This is a genomic window from Pseudochryseolinea flava, assembly GCF_003286915.1.
Classification (GTDB): Bacteria; Bacteroidota; Bacteroidia; order Cytophagales; family Cyclobacteriaceae; genus Ohtaekwangia; species Ohtaekwangia flava.
Genome location: NZ_QMFY01000004.1, coordinates 169,424 through 192,683, shown reverse-complemented (window position 1 = coordinate 192,683; position 23,260 = coordinate 169,424). Strand labels below are relative to the sequence as shown.

Below are 23,260 nucleotides of genomic sequence, written 5' to 3'. Positions count from 1 at the left end.
ATGGGAAAAGCAACCGCACTTTTTTCGGTTATTTTTCCAGCGAATGTTTTATATCTGACTTCGTTTCTAGACTCGCTTTCAAAACAGACGGATCAGGATTTCGATGTGCTTCTGGTCGTGGATGGCGTTGATGACATTGATGTACGCTTAAAAAAACATGCGTTAAGTTTTTCTGTCAAAACTTTCCATTGCACAGGATCGATCGCCGAGATCAGACGACAAGGGCTGAAGTGGCTAGGTACATTGTCCTACACGAATGTAATTTTTCAGGATGCTGACGACCTTTTGCACGACGATAGAGTATTTGTTTGTAAGAAGTATCTGGCTCAATACAATGTGGTGGTGAATGATCTTGTGCCATTTACTGATCAAGGTCTGATGGGTGGAAGTGGATTCTGGGAGAATCGATTACAACATGAAACTGAGTTTTCACAAACGGATATTCAGACCTGCAACTTTGTAGGTCTAGGGAATACAGCGGTGAGAACAAGTGTTATTAACGAAATACATATTCCCGATCAAATTAAGGTAGTCGACTGGTTTTTGTTTTACCATTGGCTCGATGAATCGCCAGGAATATTTATACACGATGGCAAAGTTTTATACCGTCAGCATGATCATAATCTAGCCGGCCTTCAGGTTGTGAGCGTAGAACGTTTAAGAAATATTGTGGATGTGAAATTGGTGCATTATGCATCATTGGTTCAAAGATTTTCTGAATTGATGCCGATGCTTCAGGAAAGTGAACACTTGAAATTAAAATTGAAAGACGCGCGTTTTGCACAAAAAAGCGTTGACTATTTAAATACAAAACGTATAAATTATTTTTGGTGGGAAGAAACAGAATATTTGCATGAGTAAAATACAATTAACACCGAAGCGCACAGTGGCGGACTTCGACAAGCCATACATCATTGCCGAACTCGGTTCAAATCACAATGGCGACATGGAGCTAGCAAGGAAACTCATCAAGGAAGCAAAAGATGCAGGTGCTGATTGCGTAAAATTTCAGAGTTGGTCCAAGGATTCGATATTTTCGAAGAAGACGTATGAAGACAATTACTTCATTGCCGATGACTACCGGAATCGTACGGACTTTACCCTAGAGTCTATTGTAGATGCCTATTCAATTTCTGAAGAGGAGTTGATACAGATGAAAAGTTATGCTGATTCATTGGGGATTGATTGTACCTCAACTCCATTTTCAAAGAAGGAAGTTGATTTTCTTGTCGATAAAATTCAGGCGCCTTTTATCAAGATTGCGTCAATGGATCTAAATAACTACCCGTTCTTAGATTATATCGCGCGTAAAGGAAAGCCAATTGTGATCTCAACTGGTCTCAGTGAGCTATATGAGATCGATAAGGCCATTCGCACGATAGAAGAGGCTGGCAATAATCAAATTGTTATTCTTCATTGCGTTTCCATTTATCCACCGAAGGACAGCCAGGTGAACTTAAATAACATCGACACGCTTCGTATTTTATATCCACAATATCCGATCGGCTTCAGCGATCATACCTTGGGTATCACCGTACCGATTGCATCAGTTGTTAAAGGTGTTTGTCTAATAGAAAAACACTTCACGCTTGATAAGAATATGGAAGGTTGGGATCACAAAGTGTCGGCGAACCCAGAGGACTTGAAATTGATTTGCAGCGAGACCAAGCGCGTATACGAAGCATTGGGAAGCACGCGCATCTCTGTTCAGGAAAAGGCAGATCGTATTGAGTCGTTCAGGCGCAGTATCGTGACTACGCGGACAATCAAAGCAGGAGATATTATTAAGCTTGAGGATTTAGATTTCAAGCGTCCAGGGACAGGTATTTCGCCTGAATATCTTAAGCAAGTTGTTGGTCGAACGGCGAAAGTGGAACTCGCATTGGACAAACCGTTTTCCTTTGGGGATCTAGTGTAATGATTACCGGAAATCTGAGAGACATAGATTACTATCGAAGTGTAATTCCCTATACGGCGGAGATCAGTGCCTTCGTTCAACGCAATGAACTCCCTGCTGTCGGAGAATGGTTGCAAATATCCGATTCACTGCGGGTGATTCGATTGCAGGATTACAATCGCACGAGTGATCTTCTAGAAACACATCGGAAGAACTATGACCTTCATGTGACGTTAAAAGGCGTTGATGTGATGCGGTCATGCCAGGGTTTTGACCGTACCACTCAGACAATGAACTACGACGCGGACAAAGATTATGCTTTGTATGCGGGAGTACCGGATGCCGTTACAAAGCTGCACGCAAATGAATTTGCATTTATTCTTCCCCATGAACCGCACCGTAATGAATTTGGAGAAGAAGGCACGGAGAAACTTGTTTTTAAAATTTTGGTATGATGGCAAAGACTGTAGCCTGTATCATAGCGCGAACGGTGTCGACAAGACTTCCACTGAAAGTACTCCGAAATATTTCAGATCAGTACACCATGCTGGAATTCATGATCCAGCGACTTAAGAAAACACGTGCTATTGATGAAGTATTTATTTGCACTTCTTACGAGCCTATGGATGAGATCATGGAAGACATTGCGAAACGTAATAATGTTAGCATTTACCGTGGATCGCCAGAAAATGTAATTGAGCGTATGTTGGCCGTGGGTGAGCTGACCAACGCTGATATATTAATGCGAATCACAGGCGATAACCCCTTTACCAGCACGGAATATATTGATAAACAAGTAGCATTGTTAAGAGAAAAGGAATTGGACTACGTTCGACTTGTCGATGTGCCAATCGGTGCGACAGCGGAGGTTATGACGCGAAAAGCCCTTATCAAGTGTTCGGAACTTATGGATCCCTCTGTGAGTGAGTACTTGATGTTATTTATGTTTGAACCGATGAATTTTAAATGCGGTGTAATCAAACCTTTTGAAGAAGATCATTCATCGATAACAATTACGGTTGATACGCCAGAAGACCTCATCAGAACGAAGCTTATCACCTCGGCTTATGAAGGTGATCCATTAGAGATCACACTTCAGCAAATAGTCAAAATTATTATTGATAAAGAATTGCCGCATTCCCGGATAAAGGGAGGCGGACAAATCAAATTGCCTTTTGGTAAAACTGTTGCTTTCGAAGATTTTTCAAATGACATGAAGCGCAGAGTATCACAGTCCGAAATGTTGACAATGTATGCGTAATACTTATATCTATGCGGAGACAGCTTTCCACCACGAGGGGGACATGTCGTTTTTATTGAAACTCATTGATAATGCTGCGCGTGCGGGTGTTCACGGTGTGAAATTTCAAGTGCTGGTTGATTTTGATGAACTCATATCGAAGCAAAATCCTGCCTACGATAAGTTAAAAGCCTATACGTTTTCGCGTGAGCAATGGGTGGATATTTTTAACTACACACTGGCGGCAAAGCTAGATATTATAGCCATGCCATTAGATCCTGGCGCGCTTAGCCTAATGGATTTCTTCCAAGGTAAAATTAGATTCGTCGAATTACATTCAGTTTCGTATTACGATACAGCCGTAAAGGAAGGTATTAAAAAATCAGGTATTGACTTGCTATTGGGGGTAGGCGGGAGAACTCAAGATGAGATGAAGGATGCGCACGCATATTTCGGGGCGCAACTAAAAGTATTGATGGTAGGATTTCAAGCCTTTCCTTCTAAGATTGAAGACATTCGTTTGCGCAAGATATCTGAGCTAAAAACTCAATTTCCCACAGTTGAAATCGGGTATGCCGACCATAGTAGCTTTGACGACGCATGGGCTGTTGAAAGCAATCTAGTTGCACGCGCATTAGGAGCAACAATTTTCGAAAAGCATTTAACACTCAACGAAGGGGAGAAACGTGTTGATTTCGAATCTGCGATTGGGGTAGAGAAATTAAAGGAGATTAAGCAGAAACTTGATGCTTTAGATGTCATTGTGAATGGTTACGATGATGCATTTCAAATGACAGCATCCGAGTTAAATTATCGCAATCGTCAGAAAATGGCCGTTGCCGTTGGCGATCTTCCTGCAGGACATACGCTTCGGGCAGACGATGTTGCTTTAAAGATGACAGGAGAATTTAATGGATTTTCAGCAAAGGAAAGTTTGATTGGCAAGGTTCTTAATAAAGGCATTCAGTCTGATTACATAATCACACAAGGAGATGTTCACAACTAAACTGGTTCTTGACGAAAGTACTACCGTAAATTCTGCGATAGAATTGCTTGATAAATCGGGCATTGGCATTTTGCCTGTGGTGGATAAGGAAAATAACCTGATTGGTATTATTACCGATGGCGATGTGCGACGCGCACTATTGGCTAACAAACTTGACTTACAAAGTATAATTAATCGCAATCCAAAGAAAGTAACTACAGGAATTTCAAAGGCGGAAACACTTGAACTTTTGAAGCAAAAACATTTGCGTCACATGCCAGTCGTTGATGGAAGTGGCAAACTAATCGATATTATTTGCCTTGAGAATTTGGTCAGTGCGCCGAAATCTAACGTCGTGATTATTATGGCAGGCGGATTGGGATCGCGATTAGGTAATCTTACGCAAGAGACGCCCAAACCGATGTTATTGGTTAGTGGTAAACCTATATTAGAACGCATCGTTGAAAATCTTAAAGCGCAGGGATTCTCCAAGTTTATTTTTTGCTTGAATTATAAATCGGAGGTCATCCAAGAATACTTTAAGGATGGCGCGCGCTTGGGCGTGAACATACATTATACAATTGAAGAAAAACGTATGGGAACAGCGGGTGCGCTGAGTCTTATTGATCGACATTTATTAACGGAACCATTTTTGGTTTTGAACGCCGACGTTATCACCAATATTGATCTAGACGAAGTGCTTAAGTTTCATCAAACAAGTTCGTCTATTGCTACGATGTGTGTAAAACAACAATCGTATGAGATACCTTTTGCGTGTGTTGAGTTTGGTGAGCAGATGGACTTATTGTCTCTGGTGGAGAAACCAAATGTGAACAATTACATTAATGCAGGCATATACGTGTTGGATCCGGAAGCCATTGATTTTGTCCCGTCAAATGAATTTTATGATATGCCGTCGTTGTTCTTAGAGATTTTGAAAAGAAGGCGCACGACGAAGGTGTTCAAATTTGATGATTATTGGATTGATATCGGAAGGCCAGTAGATTATAACAAAGCCAATACCGAGGTTAGCTGATGAAGAAAGTGTTGATTTTGGGTGACTCGCTAACGTTGCCACGATTTAAACCGGAATCGTGTAAGCATGAAGACACTTGGCCGGTCTTGTTGCAAGATTATTTCGACGTACACGCGATTTCAATTGGTGGCGGAACAATAAAGGATTTGCATCGGCAACTCGAATACCATATTGCATACAAACCTGACTATGTTATTATTCAAAGCGGCATTGTTGATTGTGCTCCGCGAGCGTTAGGGTTATTGGAATTAGAAGTGATGCAACAATTTTGGGTTACCAAAAGGCTCGTATTGCCCATTGTAAGAAAACAGAGTAAATACCTCCGTGGTTTCAGAAATAAGACCTACACCACGCCGCGCGACTTTGCGTCATATCTTCAAAAAATTAGGATGCAACTGGGCGCTGTAGAGATGTTCTCGATCGGCATTTTACCCTCTTGTCCCGAATATGAAATTATTGTACCAGGCGTAACAAAGCGTGTAAAGCAGTTTAACGAAATCCTTAAAAATCTTTTCCAAGAGAATTTTATTCCCACTGATACCATTGACAGAGCCGGGATAATGAGTGACCATATTCACTTAAATAAAGACGGGCATCAATTTATTTTTAACAGCGTACGCTCATTTTTAGGAAATAAGGCATGCTAAGGAAATTAGCAACACATACCGCCATCTATGGATTAGCTCCTCATATTTCGAAGATTGCAAGTATTTTTGTTCTGCCAATTGTAACACAGTTTCTAACTCCAGTCGACTATGGCGTCTATGGTGTTATTACAGCCACAGTCGGTTCAATCTCGGTTTTGTCTAGCCTTGGATTAAGAGTTGTTCTCGTCAATAGCTTTTATAAATCTCCTCATCGTTACAAATGGGTATGGCGGCAGATCTACGGTTTTCTAAGCATCTGGGTCATCCCTTATGCGGTCCTCTCTGGTACGCTGGTCTATTTTATAATTCCTGAAGAAGCAAAGCATCACGTATGGGAGATTATTGCGATCAATGTTCTTCCTCTTGTTTTTTTTGGACAGACAAGCACACTGGCAACTACCTACTATCAAATCAATAAAAAACCTTTTCCAATTGCTATTCGAACAGCGCTCTTCGGCACGCTTACAGTGTTGTTGAATCTTTATATGATCGCTGTTTTGAAGATGGGATATATGGGTTGGTTTTGGTCTACGTTTATTGTCAATGCGTTGAACAATATTAGTTATTGGATTCCGCTAAACTACAGTCTTGGCATTAGGCCAATCTTTAAATTTAAATGGCGGCTGATGAAAAATAGTCTTCGAATATCATTGCCAACAGTTCCACATTATTATTCAACTTACTTGCTGAATGCATCAGATAAAATGGTAATGGAATTTTTGAAAGTGCCTACTGAAAACATTGGGAAGTATAATGTTGCATATACGTTTGGAAACTACTTTAACAACTTAGGCGTGGCAGCAGGATTTGCTGTGGGACCAATATTAAATGAATGTTATAAGAGGGGAGAGGAGCTTAAGGCGCGTAATCTCATTTTTATTTTACAGGTAGTTTTCTTTGCAATGACATTCCTGATTTCGATTTGGATGCGTGAACTACTATCTTTCTTCATTCAAAATGATGCCTTAAACCAGGTTTATAATTTGTCGGTGATCATTGTTATGGGCTATAATTATAGGCCGATGTATTTCGGAAGTAATGCAAAGCTATTGTATACGGAAAAAACGAAAGTATTATGGCGAGTGAGTTTTATTGCGGGAGCTACCAATGTATTGCTAAACATAATTTTTGTGTCGTGGATTGGTTACGAAGCCGCTGCGTTTACAACTTTTGCTTCGTTAATGTATATGGGATATGCAGGATTCTTTCTGAATGATTTCAGGTCCGACAACCGTGTAAACTATTATCCAATGCTATGGTTGGCTGCCACGGTTATCCTCACGGCGATTGCTTATGTCATCGTCTATACATCAGTGTGGAACAAGGTCATCATCACAGCGATTGTATCGCCTATATTTGGATATCTATTGTTAAGAATCAGAAAGATGCTACATGAGTCGAAAAGAAATCGTTGATTTTATTCATAACCTTGAGCAAAAGTATCCAGTCGACACATGGCGAGTTGCTGACGTTGATGTATGGCCTATTCTTAAAATTCAAACTTTCTTTTTTTGGTTTGAACGGAATGAACAAGAGAAAAGGAATTCACCAAAGAAGGAAAAACAAATAAAGACATCTTCCATTCGCGCATTGGTGTCGTCATTTTTGGCTTGGATAACATTCCTTTTTGTTCAAGCAAAGCGAACGAAGTATGTTTTTTCAGGCGCGCATTCATATCGCGTTAATTTTTCGGATATGTCCATGAATAGGTATTTCGATCCCATGATGGATTATCTGGAGAGCGAATACGACGCTAGCTGTCTTCAATTCGAGCAAGATAGTCTTCGGGATCTTAACTATTATAAGCGAGATCGAATTGTGCCCCTGCGCAAGTTATTTCCATTGGCAAACGCCTGGGTAAAGGCAACTACGAGGGGGGCTGTGAGTAAACAATTTTCTAGTTTGAATCGATTTAATGACTGCCTTATCGAAATAGAACATGAGCTACCCACCTTGTCAAGACAATTTGTTAAGAAACAGGTCGTTTACATGACGCAAACAATACTCGTGTGGGCATTTGTATTTGATAGGATCTTTAAACGAACAAAGCCTGATTACGCGTTTGGTCTTTGCTATTACACTTTACAAATGCTAGGCATGAATCTAAGTGCCCGACGAAACGAAGTCGTCAGTATCGACATGCAGCATGGTACGCAGGGCGATCTTCATGTGGCGTATGCGCATTTCACAAAAATGCCTACGCATGGTTTTAGTATATTGCCGAAAGTCTTTTGGTGCTGGGACCAACCTTCGGCAAACGTTATTCAATCATGGACAAGTAAACAGTTAAACCACAACGTCATCGTAGGTGGTAATCCGTGGATTAACTTCCTTGCGGACCAACATGAGGTTCCGATTATTCGCACATCAAAAAAAATCATATTGTATACGTTACAACCGGTGGAGCCCATGCTCGATGATTACATTTTGGAGGCGATCAAAAAGACGGTGTCTTCATATGAATGGTGGATTAGGTTACACCCCCGCCAGTTGAAAGAAAAAGATAGGTTGATAGGGATCCTAAAGAAGTCAGGTATAGAACGGGCTGTTAATATAGACGATGCGTGCCAGCTCCCTTTGCCAACTATTTTGCAGCATTCGGCAGTGCATTTATCGAAATTTTCTGGTTCAATCATAGAGGCGGGGTTACTCGGTGTGAATAACATCGTAATCGATGAAATCGGTGTGGCGGCTTTTAAGCATGAGCTCTCAAACGGATCAGCGGTGGCCTACTTGGAAAAAGATGCTGATGGATTGATAGCATTGATAACAAAGCTCGCCAACATGAAAGGAAGAGGAATGGAAAATATTAAATTTGCGGACATCTTGCGCGCAAATTTCATTGCGTAAAAAATAGTCATGAGTATCGAGATCTCCGTTGTAATTCCAGTGTACAATGCAGAAAAGTTTCTGCGAAATGCTGTTGAGTCTTGCCTTCGACAGCCAGAGGTTTCTGAGGTTGTGTTGGTGGAAGATAAATCGCCTGACGGCAGTTTAGCTGTATGTGAGGCGCTTGTCAAAGAGTATTCCCGCGTGAAATTATTTCGGCATCCTGGAGGTGTTAACAAGGGCGCGGGGCCTACCCGTAATTTGGGCATGCAATCTGCCCGTTGCGAGTATATTGCGTTTCTTGATGCTGACGATTATTTCCTTGAGAACCGATTCACAAGAACGGCAGAGATTTTTGCTCAATTTCCAGATGCTGATGGCGTGTATGAAGCCGTTGGAATTTTCGGTGACGGTATTGATGGATATAAACTGTATACGATTAATCGGCATATTCCACCGCGTCAACTTTTTCACTATTTGCTTCGTGGAACTTACGGTCATTTTAGTACGAATGCACTAACCTTCCGAAAGTCGTTGCTGTCGCGTTCAGGGATGTTTGTGTCGGGGCTTCGCTTGCATCAAGATTCGGAACTGTGGTTACGCATGGCGTTTCATGGTAACTTGTACGGCGGTATACTTGATAAACCCGTTACGTATGTTCGACGCCATCAAGACAATCGTATCATTCATGCTAACCTAACATCGCGACTTGAATTTTGGCAAGTCGTAATCGATTATTTCGTGTCACAACCCATTCGAAAGCGCGACTACTTTTTGATTGTTTGGAAATATTGCAAGACGCGCGCTAGTCATTACAAGAAATCAGCCTTTTCCCAATGGGTGGCGTTGTTCAATGAAGACCGCCGAAAAATATCAAAACTTATTTTTTGAAAGTGATGGATAAAAACTTTGCTGCATTTATCATGACCTATGAGCGTCCGCAGGAAGTTCTCATCATGGTTCAAAAACTTTTTGCCCAAACATTACCACCAGAAAAAATCCTGGTTGTTGATAATAGTGCAACCCATCTCACGGAAGAAGTCGTCGCGAAGCTCGGAGATCCTCGTGTTGCTTACCACAGAGTTGGTTACAATGCAGGGCCAGCGGGTGCCGCGGCAGTGGCGTTGAAAATTTTGGCAAGCGATGGTTATCGCTGGATCTTCTGGGGAGATGATAATGACCCGCCTAAACTGATTGACGATTTCAAGACTTTACTTCCCTTGGCGGAACAGCATCAGCCAGGTATAATTGGAGCTGTTGGGCATTTATTTGATACGCGACGAGGTGTGATCAAACGATTGCCCACGAATCAACTGAAGGGACTACTGTCGGTTGATACCGTAGCCGGTGGCGATTGTATGATCATCAATGCAAAGGTCGTTCACCAAGGCGTTGTGCCGGATGAAAAACTGTTCTTTGGATTTGAAGAATTCGATTTTTGCTACCGCGTAAAGAAGGCGGGTTTCGAGATTTTAGTGAATGGAGATTTATTTTATAAGTATCGAGAGGTAAGTGGGAATCTTAATAAAAAGAGAAAAGTCGTTAATCTTACGAATTCTGCGCCAAGGTTAGCGCGCGATTATTATAGTAAGCGCAACTTGTTTTATATCTTTAAAAAGAACAGGTTGTACTTGCCGATGTTGAGTCTGTTCGTTCGTTCATTTTTGAAAGGGATTGCGGGGTTTGTTCACGGAATGACATTCGGCGCAAAGAATTTTAAAATGATCAGCAAGGCTTTTACGCATGCTGTCATGAATAAGATGGGCAAAACAATAAACCTCCGTTAACATGGGATTCAAATTCGCTCGATTGATACACTCGATTTCATTACGCATTCCGCAAGCTTATGCACTTCGTTCGGGTATGCGTGTTGTTGCCAATACCACGGCGCAGCATTCTCTTTTCTGGTCTACCTTTACGAGCAGAGAGTATATGTCTTTGATGCCTGAGATTATCAAGGCTAACCTTAAACCATCTTTGTTTATTGATTGTGGTGCGGCTACAGGATATGTCACCATGCTTTTTCATCATTTAATGAGTGCGGGTGTGTTGGAATGGGATATTAAGAAAACGTTATGTGTAGAGCCATCGACGTTTAATGCGGGCGTGCTCGAAACAAATCTTTCGACTAACGGCATTGAATCTCAATTGTTTTTTGGTGTCGCCGGGAAACGAGAGGGCAGTGTCGATTTTTTTGAAACTAGCCGGAATCCGTGGAGTTCTTCGATTAACAAAAGATTTCATCAAGGAGCTCCTGCGAAGAGAAATTATATCGATCTCGTGCCGTTTCTAGCAACACCTTGTTTTTTGAAAGTTGATATAGAGGGTTCTGAATTTGATTTCATCACAACATATAAAGATTCACTCGCGAATGTACAAGGCGTTATCATGGAATGGCATTATGAGATGGGTGACGTTGAGAAGTCAGAAAAAGAACTTCTTGATAGCGGTTTTGTGAAAGCTAAGACAAGTCTTGATAAGGATCGGAGACGAGTGAGTTTATATCTTCGAAAATAACCCAAGTTCATGCGGAAAGTAATGTATGTGATTGACTCGCTTCAAACGGGGGGCGCAGAAAAAAGTGTTTTAGATATCGCGTCGCGGCTGAAGGCGTTTGAACCAGTAGTCTGCCATATTTACAAAAATGATTTCTTAAAGCAAGATTTTGAAAAAAGCGGGATTCGAGTCATCTCACTAAATATTGACGGTCCATACAATTTCATCAAAGGCTATAGTGCGCTAAAGAAGGTTCTAAAGGATGAACGGCCCGACCTTGTTGTTGCATCACTACTTCGGTCCGAACTGATTTCGAGATTGGCCTGTCGCGTGCTCCGTATTCCAAACGTTGGAACTTTTGTGAACGACACATATTCGAAGTATGAATGGGAAGCGTTGTCATTTTCGATGAAGATCAAGATCGGATTTTTCTGGGTTCTCAACATGCTTACTGCTAAACTATGTGTCGGTTTTTTGTCAAACTCTACCAGCATAAAGGATAGCAACTGCAAAGCGTTGTTTGTGCCTAAAAATAAAGTAGCAGTCATCTACCGTGGTCGTCGTACAGATATCTTTGAATACATCCCGCGTGCCCATACCACGCCAACTACATTTCTTGCCGTTGGGAGACTTCTTTATCGCAAAGGTTTTGAGGAATTGATTGCCGCTTTTCACGGATTTCAGGCTAACCATCCTGACGTGAAGTTAACCATTGCAGGTGAAGGTCCTCATCGTAAACGCTTAGCGCAATTAATCTCGCATTACAAACTTGAGAAATCAGTAACGCTACCTGGGAATATGAAAGATATTCACAAGGTGATGGCTTCTCATGATGCGTTCGTGTTCCCTTCGCATTACGAAGGGTTCAGCGGAACGTTGGTAGAGGCGATGCTTTCTGGCATTCCGCTACTAGCCTCTGATATCAGCATGAATAAAGAAGCAGTTGTTCATCAGTCAACAGGCTGGCTGTTCAAGACTAAAGATGAGACTGCTATTAGAAATTCACTTGAATGGATGATGTCAAATTATGCGACGTCAAAAGCCTATGCTGAGAAGGCACGTGCCGTAGCCGAAAAGCGATTCGATATTGATTTGATCGCAGAACAACATGATAACTATTATCAGGAAATTGTAAACAAGACGTCGTGAAGATCATGCATGTTATCACGAAGCGACAACTGCGCGGTGCAGAGATTTTCGCTTCCCAGTTGAGTGCGGAGTTTGTTAAGCATGGTCATCAGGTGATCATTGTGGGCTTGCAACCACCCGTAGCTTTTCCAACCGTAGAAGGGGTGAAGTACATTGATCTAAAAATCGACAAATCCAATCGTATACTATCTTACGCAGGTTGGAAGGCGTTTGCTGAACTCGTAAAAAAACATGGGCCAGATATTATCCAGGCCAATGCGTCAGAGACCTTGAAGTTTACCGTTTTGTCGAAACTGTTATTCAGGTGGAAAACTCCCATTGCATACAGAAACGCGAATAAAGTGAGTGACTTTATCAAGTCTGTAGCGTCGAAAATTTTCAATACATTTTTGGCGCGCCGTGTCAATTTTGTGATTTCTGTGAGTGAAAATTGTCGCGTTGATTTCGTAAAGACGTTTGGCGTTCGGAATGAGAATACAGTCACAATTCCGATTGGTACGATTTTGTCGGAAGTAAAGCATGATCGTCCGGTAATACCATCGAATCGAGAATATTGGATTAATGTTGCAAGCCTTGTTCCTGAAAAAAATCACGCAGGACTTCTTCGTGTTTTCAAACGGTACGTGGAGCAGGGCGGTACGCGCGATTTGATAATCGTTGGTGATGGAAAATTAAAAGCGTCTTTACTTTCTGATGTAGCAGCGTTAGGACTTCAAGATCGTGCACATTTTCTTGGCTATCGTCAGGACGTTGATGCGCTTATGCAACATGCATCAGGATTGGTGTTGCCGAGTTTGATCGAGGGACTTCCTGGTGTAATTCTCGAAGCGATGGCGTCTCGGATTCCTGTCATCACGTACGATGTCGGCGGCATTCCGGAAGTAATCTTCCACGAGCGAACAGGGATGCTCATTCGCAAAGGCGAAGAGACGGAATTTGTAGCCGCAATGTACACGGTTGAAAAGGATGCAGCACTGAGGGAATCATTGATAAATGCAGCTTACCTCACTTGCATTCACAACTATGCAATAGGGCCGATAGCGGAACGGTTTCTAATACAATATAAGAAGATTGTTACGGTTTGAGCTTTTTATGCAGTAGCATTAATCCGTTGCGCTTTTTAATTTAAGTTCAGCGGCGAGCTTTTGTGAGTATACGAGCGCGCCTTTTTTATTCAAGTGCCAAAGGTCATAAAACAACGTTTTATCGTCGATGACTTCCGAAAAATCGTGAACCGCTACGTTACTTTTTTGCGCGGCTTCGAGGACGGAGCTTAGCTCAGGACGGACACATTCATACCTTGAGTAACGCGGCGAGATGGTCACAAAAAGTTCTATATTCTTTTCTTTACACAATTTGACAAAATCGTGGAAGCATGTTACTAAGACAGTATCGATTGGAAGACTGGAAGTTCCACAGTTCTTAGAAATTTTTCGCTCGTCTTTGAATGTCCCATCCAGCGGCATAAAACCTCGGATGTCTTTGTCCTTGCCGCGTTTCAGTCCTCTATATAGGGTTGCAAAAACAGAGGAGTTATAAGGCAAGAGATGGGACCATGACCAATATTTGTAGTTGGGATTGGCTCGGAGGTAGATTTCCCGAATGCCTTCATTTGTGTTACAATAAGGGAGCAAGGCACTTAATACTTCGTATTTATAGGGGCTTTTTACGAACTCATCTTCTTTAAGGTCGAGCACCACTGTTTTTGGTGGATGGCGCTCAACAATTCCCTGCAGCAACGCAAGGTGATAGATGATAGATTGATTGGATCTACCGGCGTTATAAACAGATAGGCCCAGTGAGTCGGCAATAACCTTAGAGTGGTAGTGGTAAAGCGCGCGCGAGGATCCAAAGATGACAACAGAAGAGGTGTCGCGACGGATAAAATAATTTGCACGAGCTTTTTCTCCAACATTCATTCTGTTGTAAAGTGTTCCCATGACCTTGCCCAAGCTAAAATCGATCAACAATAAAATGGTGATGGCGATTAAAAAGAAACGGAATAACTTATAGAGATGGACCTTCATAATCAGAATTGAAAATAAATAAATTGCCCGCCATCGAAAACACCTAGCAAGATGATGCAGATGATCAGAAAGATCATGTACGCATTGTTTAATACGGTATAGCGTTTTATTCTTCTTTTAGCGTAGATCATCTCGTAAAACACTTCGTTGGCAATGATCATAAACACGGCAAGAAAACAGTAGATCAGAATTTCGGGATCAGGAGGCGTGAATAATTTGCCGCGTGATGTAAAAATCTTTTTTGTGATCATCAATGCATCGCCGATGGAGTTGCTCCGAAAGAAGATCCATGCAATGCAGATTAACACAAATACATAGATGATCCGAAATACAGTAAAAAACTTGACAGAGGCCAGGAAGGTATGAACGCGGTGAATCATTTGCTCGAAGATGAGATACAAGCCGTTTAGTCCTCCCCAAATAACAAAAGTCCATGATGCGCCATGCCAAAAGCCACTGATCAAGAACGTAACCATAAGGTTGAAATATAGCTTAGACTTCGTTTTTACCCGACTTCCACCCATGGAAATAAAGACATAATCTTTGAACCATGTTGATAACGAAATATGCCAACGTCGCCAGAATTCTGACACGGTTTTAGAAAGGTAGGGTCTTCTAAAATTCGTCATCAGACTGATTCCCATGACACGAGAAGCACCGATGGCGATAGAAGAATATCCTGCGAAGTCGCAGTAAATTTGAAATGCAAAAAAGAACGTGGCGAGCGCTAAAGAAAGTCCTCCGTGTTTGTCAGCATTATTATAGACACTATCCACGTAAATCCCAAGGCGATCGGCCACAACAAGTTTCATAAAAAAGCCCACAATGATCAACCGGATGCCGCGGTGGAAATTTTGAAACTTAAAATTGTTCTCACGCTTGAACTGGTGAAGTAAGTTTTGAGGTCTTTCGATGGGACCGGCGACTAATTGAGGATAGTACATTACATACAGACTATAAATGCCGAAGTTAGTTTCCGCTTTTTGATTTCCACGGTAGACTTCGATAACATAACTCAAGCTTTGAAAAGTGTGGAAGGAAAGGCCAATCGGTAGTATGATTGCGAGTGCGTCTATTGAGTAATTCCACCCAATTAAGTTTGCAATCCCGTTGTAGTTATCGATAAAAAAATTGTAGTACTTAAAAACGAAGAGTACCAACACCGTGCTGATGATACTGATCAATAAATATTGTTTTCGTTTTTTACCCTCCGATCGCTCAATCCATATTCCTGCGAAATAGTCTATCAAGATCGTTATAAATAGGATCAAGATATAGTAGGGGACAAAGAACATGTAAAAAATACAGCTGGCAATGAGTATGTGCAACCATCGCCATTGATGGGGTAACAGAAAATAAATGATTGTTACAATGGGGAAAAACAGCAGAAAGCTTAACGAATTGAATAGCATGAAAGAGTGGTGAAATGGGTAAGCATTGTTATTTTTGCAGCTTTGTTCAAAGATAATAATACAAGTTTGAATTCTAAGATCAGTGTTTTACATGTCATAAAATCCCTTGGTCGCGGCGGCGCAGAAATGCTTTTACCCGAGACGCTGCGCCTACATGACCTGGAGCAATTTGACTTTCACTACATATACTTTCTTCCGTGGAAGGATCAAATGGTTGAAAACATAAAAGCACGTCGAGGAAAGGTAACTTGCCTTCCAGCAAATAACAATCTGCAATTGATGATGAAAGCCCGCCAAGTGGCCAACTACGTGCGGGAAAATAAAATACAACTCATTCACGCTCACTTACCTTGGGCGGGAATTCTTTGTCGGATCGTCGGGAAAATGACGGGAGTTCCTGTCGTTTACACGGAGCACAATAAACAGGAACGCTACCATTTCGCTACGCGTTTGGCAAACCTTGCCACGATGAATTTCTTAACCACCGTAGTGGCGGTGTCTAATGACGTGGCAGAATCCATCAGGAAGCATAAACCGATGCTGAAATCGCCATTAAAGACAATTTTGAATGGTGTCAATATGGATCATTTTAATCGCCAGTCATTTAGCCGTATTGACATTAGAGCGCAATTGCATATTCCTGAATCAGCTGTAGTGATTGGAACAGTAGCGGTTTTTCGTTTTCAAAAACGGTTGGATCTTTGGATGGAAATCGCTTCAAAAATTTTGGAACATCATCCAGAAACACATTTTCTTTTGCTTGGTGACGGCCCGTTGAAATCTCAGTTGTTGGAGAAGCGGAAGACCTTAGGCATGGAAGGACGAATCCATATGCCAGGTCTGCAGACTGAGGTTAGACCTTACGTTGCATCCATGGATGTTTATATGATGTCGTCGATTTTTGAAGGGCTTCCAATCGCATTGCTTGAAGCGATGTCTATGGAGTGTGCCATTATAACGACAGACGCAGGCGGAATAAAAGAAGTCATTCGACATGGAACAGATGGGTTGCTGTGTGAAGTCGATCAACCTAATCGGTTGGTGGAGTACGCATCCGAACTGATCAACGACTCATCAAAGCGCACCCTACTGAGCAGGCAAGCCCGCATTCGTATCCAGGATTGCTTCAGCATGGAGGAGATGGTTAAACAATTAGAAGATCTGTACAAAGGCTTGACTGGCAATAACGACCATTCCTTTTGATTGCCGCACATTGATCACAATTTAACAACCTCGGACAAGACAAAAATAGCTACCTTCGCAACGGTTTTAATCAGTACATGAATATTAGAAAAGCTGTTGTACAGGATGTTCCCGCGATAGTAGCATTGCTTAAGCAGAGTCTCGGCGAAAGTCTGATGCCCAAGTCAGAAGCGTATTGGAAATGGAAACATGTTGATAATCCGTTTGGCATATCACCAGTATTGGTTGCGGAGGAAAATGGCATACTTATCGGCATACGGGCATTCATGCGTTGGCAATGGCACGATAACAAGCAAATTTTCAGTACGTTAAGAGCTGTTGACACGGCGACACACCCAGGTCATCAAGGGAAGGGCATTTTTAAGAAATTGACTTTGCAGCTCGTTAAGCAATGTACAGACGAGGGGGATCATTTTGTTTTTAACACGCCGAATACGCAAAGTAGACCTGGATATTTGAAGATGGGCTGGGTTGTTGCGGGGAAGGTACCCGTGCGTATGAGTGTCAACAGACCTTTATCCATGCTCGCGAAAGGCCTGGCGAAAACCACGACAACAACGGTTTCACCTTCGTCGGATAACTTAACCTTGCTGCTTAAACATGCTGGCTTGTCTGATCTTCTCGACGTAGAAACAAACAAGGGATACGGAATTCAAACTCATTACAGCTCAACATATCTTGATTGGCGATATCGGACGGTGCCTGTCGCGTCATATTTAGCGTTCGGTGAAACACACGGGAACAGTTTGCACGGACTAGTGATCGGACGGATTAAACAAACACGCATTGGAAATGAACTACGTATCACGGACTGCTTTATCGACAATGAAAAGTCATTGAAGCATCTACAGCACCAGCTTAAGCAAGCTGTACAAGATTATCAAATTGATTACACGACGATCGCGGGTACGTCGTCCTCATCGGTCTGGCGATTACTCCCTGGCACGGGTTCGTTTTTGAAATTGCCGATTGGGCCCGTGGCGACGGTGCGTGCGCTTGCATTAGAGGATCTGAGCCAATTTCATAACTTTGCAAATTGGTCGCCTTCATTCGGCGACCTCGAATTGTTCTAAGATGGTCAGTGGTATATTCGTCATTCTGATTATATGCATGTTCGCGTTCATGGTTATTGAACGCGTAGCGGCAAAATATAAGTTTGCAGACGCGAATTTCCTTAGAAGTCTTCTCTTATACCATGCGTTGCTATCTGTCGCCTACTATGGATACGTGGCGTTCAATCCCTCAGATTCGAAATTTTACTATCGTAAAGTCTTGATGAATTTTAGGGGGCCCGAATGGATGGATTTTTACGGCACAAGCACAACGTTTATCGAATTCGTCGGCTATCCTTTCATTAAAATATTTGGTTTCTCTTATGAAGCCGTAATGGTATTGTTTTCCTTCTTTGGCTTTTTGGGATTCATATACTTCTATATTTTTTTCAAAGAGAATATAAAATATAAGCACAAGGTTTTCGGCTTCGACCTAATGACCCTTGTCTTCTTCTTACCCAACTTACATTTTTGGTCTTCGTCATTCGGAAAGGGATCGATTATCTTTCTCGGCATTGGGCTATACTTCTTCGGTATCAGTAAAATTAAATCTCGCATTCCTGCGATCATCATCGGGGGCTTTATTGTCTACCACGTTCGGCCGCACATTCTTTTGGTTATGTTGGTCTCCAGTGCCATCGGTTTCGTCTTTTCTTCGAAAGGCGTATCTGTAGCTTGGCGCGTCTTCTTCTTAATGTGCGCATCAATAGTTTTCTTTTTTATCTACAAAAATGTATTGGCGGCGGTTGGTATCGATGAGAGTGAATTGATGACGGACGGTTTGGATCTTACCCATCGTGCGAATGAACTTTCAAAGGCAGGGTCAGGTGTTAATATTTCGAATTATAGTTTAGGGATGCAGGTGTTCACGTTCTTATACCGACCGCTCTTCTTTGATGCTCCGGGGGCACTGGGCCTAATTGTGTCCGTTGAGAATGTGTTTTATCTTTTTATAACAATGAAATTGCTTGGCAGTTGGAATGGTATCAAGTTCATGTTCACGGGGAGTTTCTATACAAAAAGTGCGCTGCTAAGCTTTATTACGGTCTCTATTGCCTTGGCGCAAATCTCGGGGAACTTAGGGATTGCTATGCGACAAAAAAGTCAAATCATGATCTTGTTGATGTTTGTCGTGCTGGTATTTCTTGATGAGGAACATCAGAAAAAATTGAACAAACAGCAACTGGTCCGACGCCGAATGGCACAAACGCCGATCCAACCAATTGAACAAGCAACGCCTAACGCAATACTTTGAAAGGGATTTTTACAATATCATTAGATTTTGAATTGCATTGGGGAGGCTTTGAGAAGTGGCCCCTAAATCGCGATCCAAATGCCCCGGGAATTGATTACAAAACGTACTTCCACAATACACGAAAAGTGATTCCTGAGATGCTGGAGCTGTTTCAACAGCATGAAGTACATGTTACCTGGGCAACCGTTGGGATGCTTTTTCATCGATCGAAAAATGAGTTGTTGGCAAATGCTCCGTTGCGTAGACCGCAATACAAAGTAGAGCAACTCTCGGCGTATCACTATATCTATACAAAGGGCATTGGCGCTAACGAAAGCGATGATCCTTTTCATTTCGCGCCATCATTGATTCAAAAAATTATTAACACGCCTTATCAAGAAATAGCCACGCATACATTCGCACATTTCTATTGTAACGAAGAAGGGCAGACTGTCGAAGATTTTCGGGAAGATTTAAAAGCAGCGCAGCGCATTGCAAATACCTACGGAAAGCAATTGAAGTCGTTGGTCTTTCCGCGGAATCAATTCAACGATCAATATCTTAAAGTTTGTCTTGAAGAGGGTATAACATCAGTTCGTTCCAATCCACTGGACTGGTTTTGGATTATAAAAAGTACTGAACGTGAATCGATGTGGAAGCGTCTCAATCGCGGTCTCGATGCTTACTTTTCCATCGGTAAAAAGAATACCTATAAACTCGACGCGATAGAGGTTAGACCAGGCTATCCTGCGTGTATTCCAGCGAGCCGGCTTCTACGCCCTTATAGTCCGAAAGAACTCATCTTAAATCAATTTAAGATTGCCAGAATTAAATCTGAAATGACGCGTGCAGCTTCGAATGGCGAAGCGTATCATCTGTGGTGGCATCCTCATAATTTTGGATTGTATCCGACGCAAAGCATCGCAGCACTAAAGGATATTCTAAATCATTATGCATACTGCAAAAAAAATCTAAACATGCAGTCGTTAAGCATGGGCGAGTTAGCGACACTGGTTGGCAATGGAAAATAAAAGGAAACTACTTCGTATCACTACCGTACCAATTTCTTTGAAAGTTTTGATCAAAGGGCAAATGCGGTTTATGCAGCAACAAGGTTTCGATGTGCTCGCGGTAAGTGCTGATGGGAAAGAGCGAACAGATGTAATCCACAACGAGGGCGTGTCGCACGTAGTGGTACCGATGTCAAGAATTATTTCTCCGTTTCAGGATCTAGCTTCATTGTTCGCCCTTTGGAAATTGATGAGAAAGTATCGGCCAGACATTGTTCATACACATACACCGAAGGCAGGGCTTTTAGGAATGATGGCGGCTTTTCTGTGTCGCGTTCCCCTTCGCCTACATACGGTCGCTGGACTTCCGCTTATGGAAACACAAGGGTTCAAAAGAAAATTACTCTTGTTTACGGAATGGTTGACTTACCGTTGTGCGCACAAAGTCTATCCGAATTCGTATGGATTGAAAAAATTCATAGACGAGAATATTTCCGTTTCTGCGTTGAAATTGGAGGTGATTGGTAGGGGAAGTAGCAATGGTATAGATGTAAATTTTTTCTGTCGAAACGAGACTTTAGAATCTAAAGCGGCGATTATTCGTGAGCAGTATGGTATCGATAGTTCGTGGACGACATTTTCTTTTGTTGGTCGAATTGTCAATGATAAAGGTATTGAAGAGTTGTTGATTGCTTTCGATCGCGTGTCGAAGCAAACGAAAGCAAAGCTTATTCTGGTCGGACATTTTGAGCCAGAGCTCGATCCAATCACACAAAAAAGTCAAGAGATTTTGAAGGATAACAAAGATATAATCCACGTGGGATTCCAATCGGATGTTAGACCTTACGTTGTTGCGTCTGATATATTTGTGTTTCCCAGCTATCGCGAAGGCTTTCCAAATGTTGTGATGCAGGCATGTTGTCTCGAAGTAGCGTGCATCGTTTCGGATATCAATGGTTGTAATGAAATAATCGCGCACAACGAAACAGGTTTCATTGTTCCTGTGAAAAAACATGAACCCCTGTTTGACGCGATGAAGCAGCTATCGGATAATCCTGATGTTCGAAAGCAATTTGGAAAAAAAGCACGCGCATTTGTAAAAGAAAATTTTGACCAAAGCTATGTTTGGTCAAAGCTTTTAGAAGCATACAATCAACAGCAATAGATTCAATAGTGCCACAGTTAAAATAATATAGACGTGTATAAAACTATTGTTAAAGTCTTTTTTGATAAACTCGTTGCCATCATTGTGCTCTTGCTGAGTTTACCAGTGACATTGCCGGTAGTCATATTATTATCAATATATAATCGAGGTAAGATTTTCTTTAGACAGGCGCGTCCTGGATACCAGGGGAAAGTTTTCACGGTGTTCAAGTTTAAAACCATGAATGATAAAAAGGATTCACAAGGGAATCTTTTATCAGACGCAGAGCGTCTCACACCAGTGGGAGAATTCATTCGGAAGACATCACTTGATGAAATCCCTCAAATGTTAAATGTGTTGATGGGCGATATGTCAATTGTTGGACCCCGACCGTTGCTGGTTGAGTATCTTCCGCTTTATTCGACGGAACAAAAACGCAGGCACGATGTAAAACCGGGCATTACAGGTTGGGCTCAGGTGCATGGTAGAAATGCACTTTCGTGGCAGCAAAAGTTTGCTTACGACGTTTGGTATGTTGAGCATATATCATTTTTGATCGATATTAAAGTGTTATTTTTAACGGTGATAAAAGTGTTTAAAGCAGAAGGGATAAGCGGTGAAGGTTCTGTAACGATGAGAAAATTCGATGGCAATAACTGAAGTTATACTAGTAGGCGGTGGTGGACATGCCAAAGTTGTCGCGGACTGTTTGCAGTCACAGGGAACTATTGTGAAAGGGTTCTTCGATCCCCATCAAGGTAACTTATTGGGATTAACCTGTCTAGGAAACTATCAATCTGCATTGCATACCGACGTGCCGGTGATTATTGCAATCGGCGATAACGCAGTTCGCGAACGAATTGCACGACATGAAGTGAAACATCGCTATTTCATCGCACAACATCCTTCAGTAATCTGTTCTCAATATGCTACAATTGGTGAAGGGAGTATGCTGTTGCACGGTGCAATTGTTCAAGCGGGCGCGGTAATAGGGAAACATGTTATTCTAAATACGGGAAGTCAAGTAGATCACGACTGCGTGATCGGTGACTATGTTCACATTGCGCCATCCGCAGTACTCTGTGGGGGGGTAGAAATAGGAGAGGGAGCACTTATTGGTGCGAATGCTGTTGTACGACCCAAGATAAAAATCGGTAAGGGCGTGGTTGCAGGAGCAGGGGCTGTCGTTGTACGTGATGTACCTGACTATGCCATCATCGCTGGTAACCCTGCGCGGGTTCTTAAATTCAATGAGCCGAAATGAAAAAATCACTCATTATTTTCGGAGCCGGAGGACTTGGACGCGAAGTTAAAACCATCGTCGATGTTTTGCCAGAATGGAATGTGTCGGGATTTTGCGATGATCACGTGCCTGTCGGTACTACTGTAATGGGGGCTCCAATATTGGGTGATACGAAATATTTAGAAACGCTCAAGGCGGCGTCAGTCGTTGTTGCAATAGGAAATCCGTTAATCAAACGTGATATCGTTAATAAAATTAAACAGAATACAAACATCGAATTTGTTACCATCATTCATCCACGCGCGGTTCTTTGTGATGCAAGTACAATTGATGTTGGGCGAGGAACAATTATTACAGCAGGCAGCATTTTGACTACATCGATTCGGGTGGGCCAGCACGTCCTGATAAATTTAAATGCAACGGTTGGACACGATGCCGTCATCGGAGATTTCACTTCGGTGATGCCGGGTGTGAATATTGCCGGTCAAGTCGAAATTGCATCAGCGGTGATGATTGGAAGTGGTGCAAACATCTTGAATCGCATTCGTATTGGAGATGACGCTGTTGTCGGTTCAGGGGCGGTTGTGCTGGAAAATGTCTTGCCCGGCAAAACAGTTGTTGGTGTTCCAGCGAAAAGCATCTTGAAAAAATGAATT

The 23,260-nt window shown here is 42.1% G+C and carries 24 protein-coding genes; 22 read left to right on the top strand and 2 right to left on the bottom strand.

The window, feature by feature from the left end; translation table 11 throughout:
- Genes DQQ10_RS10365 through DQQ10_RS10300 form a run of 14 tightly spaced genes read left to right on the top strand, consistent with a single transcriptional unit; the run spans position 1 to position 13,364 of the window.
- Positions 1–861, top strand: coding sequence for a glycosyltransferase family protein (locus tag DQQ10_RS10365; protein ID WP_112746792.1), 861 nt, complete (start codon positions 1–3; stop codon positions 859–861).
- On the top strand, positions 854–1,918 hold the full coding sequence (locus DQQ10_RS10360; protein ID WP_221409706.1) for an N-acetylneuraminate synthase family protein: 1,065 nt from the start codon (positions 854–856) through the stop codon (positions 1,916–1,918). The genes DQQ10_RS10365 and DQQ10_RS10360 overlap by 8 nt, the downstream gene beginning before the upstream one ends.
- Positions 1,918–2,352, top strand: coding sequence for a YhcH/YjgK/YiaL family protein (locus DQQ10_RS10355; RefSeq protein WP_112746791.1), 435 nt, complete (start codon positions 1,918–1,920; stop codon positions 2,350–2,352). The genes DQQ10_RS10360 and DQQ10_RS10355 overlap by 1 nt, the downstream gene beginning before the upstream one ends.
- Positions 2,349–3,158: a cytidylyltransferase domain-containing protein gene (locus DQQ10_RS10350; protein WP_112746790.1), complete on the top strand. Its 810-nt coding sequence runs from the start codon at positions 2,349–2,351 to the stop codon at positions 3,156–3,158. Before DQQ10_RS10355 ends, DQQ10_RS10350 begins: the two co-directional genes overlap by 4 nt.
- Positions 3,151–4,143, top strand: a complete 993-nt coding sequence (locus DQQ10_RS10345) for an N-acetylneuraminate synthase family protein (RefSeq protein ID WP_112746789.1) — start codon at positions 3,151–3,153, stop codon at positions 4,141–4,143. Before DQQ10_RS10350 ends, DQQ10_RS10345 begins: the two co-directional genes overlap by 8 nt.
- On the top strand, positions 4,130–5,158 hold the full coding sequence (locus DQQ10_RS10340; RefSeq protein ID WP_112746788.1) for a nucleotidyltransferase family protein: 1,029 nt from the start codon (positions 4,130–4,132) through the stop codon (positions 5,156–5,158). Before DQQ10_RS10345 ends, DQQ10_RS10340 begins: the two co-directional genes overlap by 14 nt.
- On the top strand, positions 5,158–5,805 hold the full coding sequence (locus DQQ10_RS10335) for an SGNH/GDSL hydrolase family protein (protein WP_112746787.1): 648 nt from the start codon (positions 5,158–5,160) through the stop codon (positions 5,803–5,805). The genes DQQ10_RS10340 and DQQ10_RS10335 overlap by 1 nt, the downstream gene beginning before the upstream one ends.
- Positions 5,799–7,220 (top strand): lipopolysaccharide biosynthesis protein, encoded by a 1,422-nt coding sequence (locus tag DQQ10_RS10330; protein ID WP_112746786.1) that lies wholly within the window; start codon positions 5,799–5,801, stop codon positions 7,218–7,220. Before DQQ10_RS10335 ends, DQQ10_RS10330 begins: the two co-directional genes overlap by 7 nt.
- A complete protein-coding gene (locus DQQ10_RS10325; RefSeq protein ID WP_112746785.1) occupies positions 7,198–8,655 on the top strand; it encodes a hypothetical protein in 1,458 nt (485 codons plus the stop codon). The genes DQQ10_RS10330 and DQQ10_RS10325 overlap by 23 nt, the downstream gene beginning before the upstream one ends.
- 9 nt (positions 8,656–8,664) lie before the next feature.
- The gene (locus DQQ10_RS10320) at positions 8,665–9,525 is read left to right on the top strand and encodes a glycosyltransferase family 2 protein (RefSeq protein ID WP_112746784.1); all 861 of its coding nucleotides are present in this window, start codon (positions 8,665–8,667) and stop codon (positions 9,523–9,525) included.
- 5 nt (positions 9,526–9,530) lie between these two features.
- Positions 9,531–10,421 (top strand): glycosyltransferase, encoded by an 891-nt coding sequence (locus DQQ10_RS10315; RefSeq protein WP_112746783.1) that lies wholly within the window; start codon positions 9,531–9,533, stop codon positions 10,419–10,421.
- Between the two features lies 1 nt (position 10,422).
- A complete protein-coding gene (locus DQQ10_RS10310) occupies positions 10,423–11,151 on the top strand; it encodes an FkbM family methyltransferase (protein ID WP_112746782.1) in 729 nt (242 codons plus the stop codon).
- A 9-nt stretch (positions 11,152–11,160) separates the two neighbouring features.
- Positions 11,161–12,279: a glycosyltransferase gene (locus DQQ10_RS10305; protein ID WP_112746781.1), complete on the top strand. Its 1,119-nt coding sequence runs from the start codon at positions 11,161–11,163 to the stop codon at positions 12,277–12,279.
- A 5-nt stretch (positions 12,280–12,284) separates the two neighbouring features.
- The gene (locus DQQ10_RS10300; protein ID WP_112746780.1) at positions 12,285–13,364 is read left to right on the top strand and encodes a glycosyltransferase; all 1,080 of its coding nucleotides are present in this window, start codon (positions 12,285–12,287) and stop codon (positions 13,362–13,364) included.
- Between the two features lie 18 nt (positions 13,365–13,382).
- On the opposite strand, the gene DQQ10_RS10295 is transcribed toward DQQ10_RS10300, so the two are convergent.
- Together DQQ10_RS10295 and DQQ10_RS10290 are read right to left on the bottom strand one after the other, a co-directional pair.
- A complete protein-coding gene (locus DQQ10_RS10295; RefSeq protein WP_112746779.1) occupies positions 13,383–14,306 on the bottom strand; it encodes a hypothetical protein in 924 nt (307 codons plus the stop codon).
- Between the two features lie 2 nt (positions 14,307–14,308).
- On the bottom strand, positions 14,309–15,556 hold the full coding sequence (locus tag DQQ10_RS10290) for an MBOAT family O-acyltransferase (protein ID WP_317047931.1): 1,248 nt from the start codon (positions 15,554–15,556) through the stop codon (positions 14,309–14,311).
- Between the two features lie 228 nt (positions 15,557–15,784).
- Here DQQ10_RS10290 and DQQ10_RS10285 point away from each other — a divergent pair, with 228 nt between their 5' ends.
- The 8 genes from DQQ10_RS10285 to DQQ10_RS10250 all read left to right on the top strand — a co-directional run bounded on the left by DQQ10_RS10285 (position 15,785) and on the right by DQQ10_RS10250 (position 23,257).
- Positions 15,785–16,921: a glycosyltransferase gene (locus DQQ10_RS10285; RefSeq protein WP_245970363.1), complete on the top strand. Its 1,137-nt coding sequence runs from the start codon at positions 15,785–15,787 to the stop codon at positions 16,919–16,921.
- Between the two features lie 77 nt (positions 16,922–16,998).
- The gene (locus tag DQQ10_RS10280; protein ID WP_112746777.1) at positions 16,999–17,994 is read left to right on the top strand and encodes a GNAT family N-acetyltransferase; all 996 of its coding nucleotides are present in this window, start codon (positions 16,999–17,001) and stop codon (positions 17,992–17,994) included.
- A gap of 37 nt (positions 17,995–18,031) precedes the next feature.
- Positions 18,032–19,228 carry a hypothetical protein gene (locus DQQ10_RS10275; protein WP_165823877.1) on the top strand — a complete coding sequence of 399 codons (1,197 nt, stop codon included), beginning with the start codon at positions 18,032–18,034 and terminating at the stop codon, positions 19,226–19,228.
- Positions 19,225–20,238, top strand: a complete 1,014-nt coding sequence (locus DQQ10_RS10270; protein ID WP_112746775.1) for a polysaccharide deacetylase family protein — start codon at positions 19,225–19,227, stop codon at positions 20,236–20,238. The genes DQQ10_RS10275 and DQQ10_RS10270 overlap by 4 nt, the downstream gene beginning before the upstream one ends.
- Entirely contained in the window at positions 20,228–21,382 is a 1,155-nt protein-coding gene (locus tag DQQ10_RS10265; protein WP_112746774.1) for a glycosyltransferase family 4 protein, read from the top strand. Before DQQ10_RS10270 ends, DQQ10_RS10265 begins: the two co-directional genes overlap by 11 nt.
- A gap of 33 nt (positions 21,383–21,415) precedes the next feature.
- Positions 21,416–22,021: a sugar transferase gene (locus tag DQQ10_RS10260; protein WP_112746773.1), complete on the top strand. Its 606-nt coding sequence runs from the start codon at positions 21,416–21,418 to the stop codon at positions 22,019–22,021.
- Positions 22,008–22,625 (top strand): acetyltransferase, encoded by a 618-nt coding sequence (locus DQQ10_RS10255; RefSeq protein ID WP_112746772.1) that lies wholly within the window; start codon positions 22,008–22,010, stop codon positions 22,623–22,625. The genes DQQ10_RS10260 and DQQ10_RS10255 overlap by 14 nt, the downstream gene beginning before the upstream one ends.
- The gene (locus tag DQQ10_RS10250; RefSeq protein WP_112746771.1) at positions 22,622–23,257 is read left to right on the top strand and encodes an acetyltransferase; all 636 of its coding nucleotides are present in this window, start codon (positions 22,622–22,624) and stop codon (positions 23,255–23,257) included. The genes DQQ10_RS10255 and DQQ10_RS10250 overlap by 4 nt, the downstream gene beginning before the upstream one ends.
- The last annotated feature ends 3 nt before the right edge of the window (positions 23,258–23,260 follow it).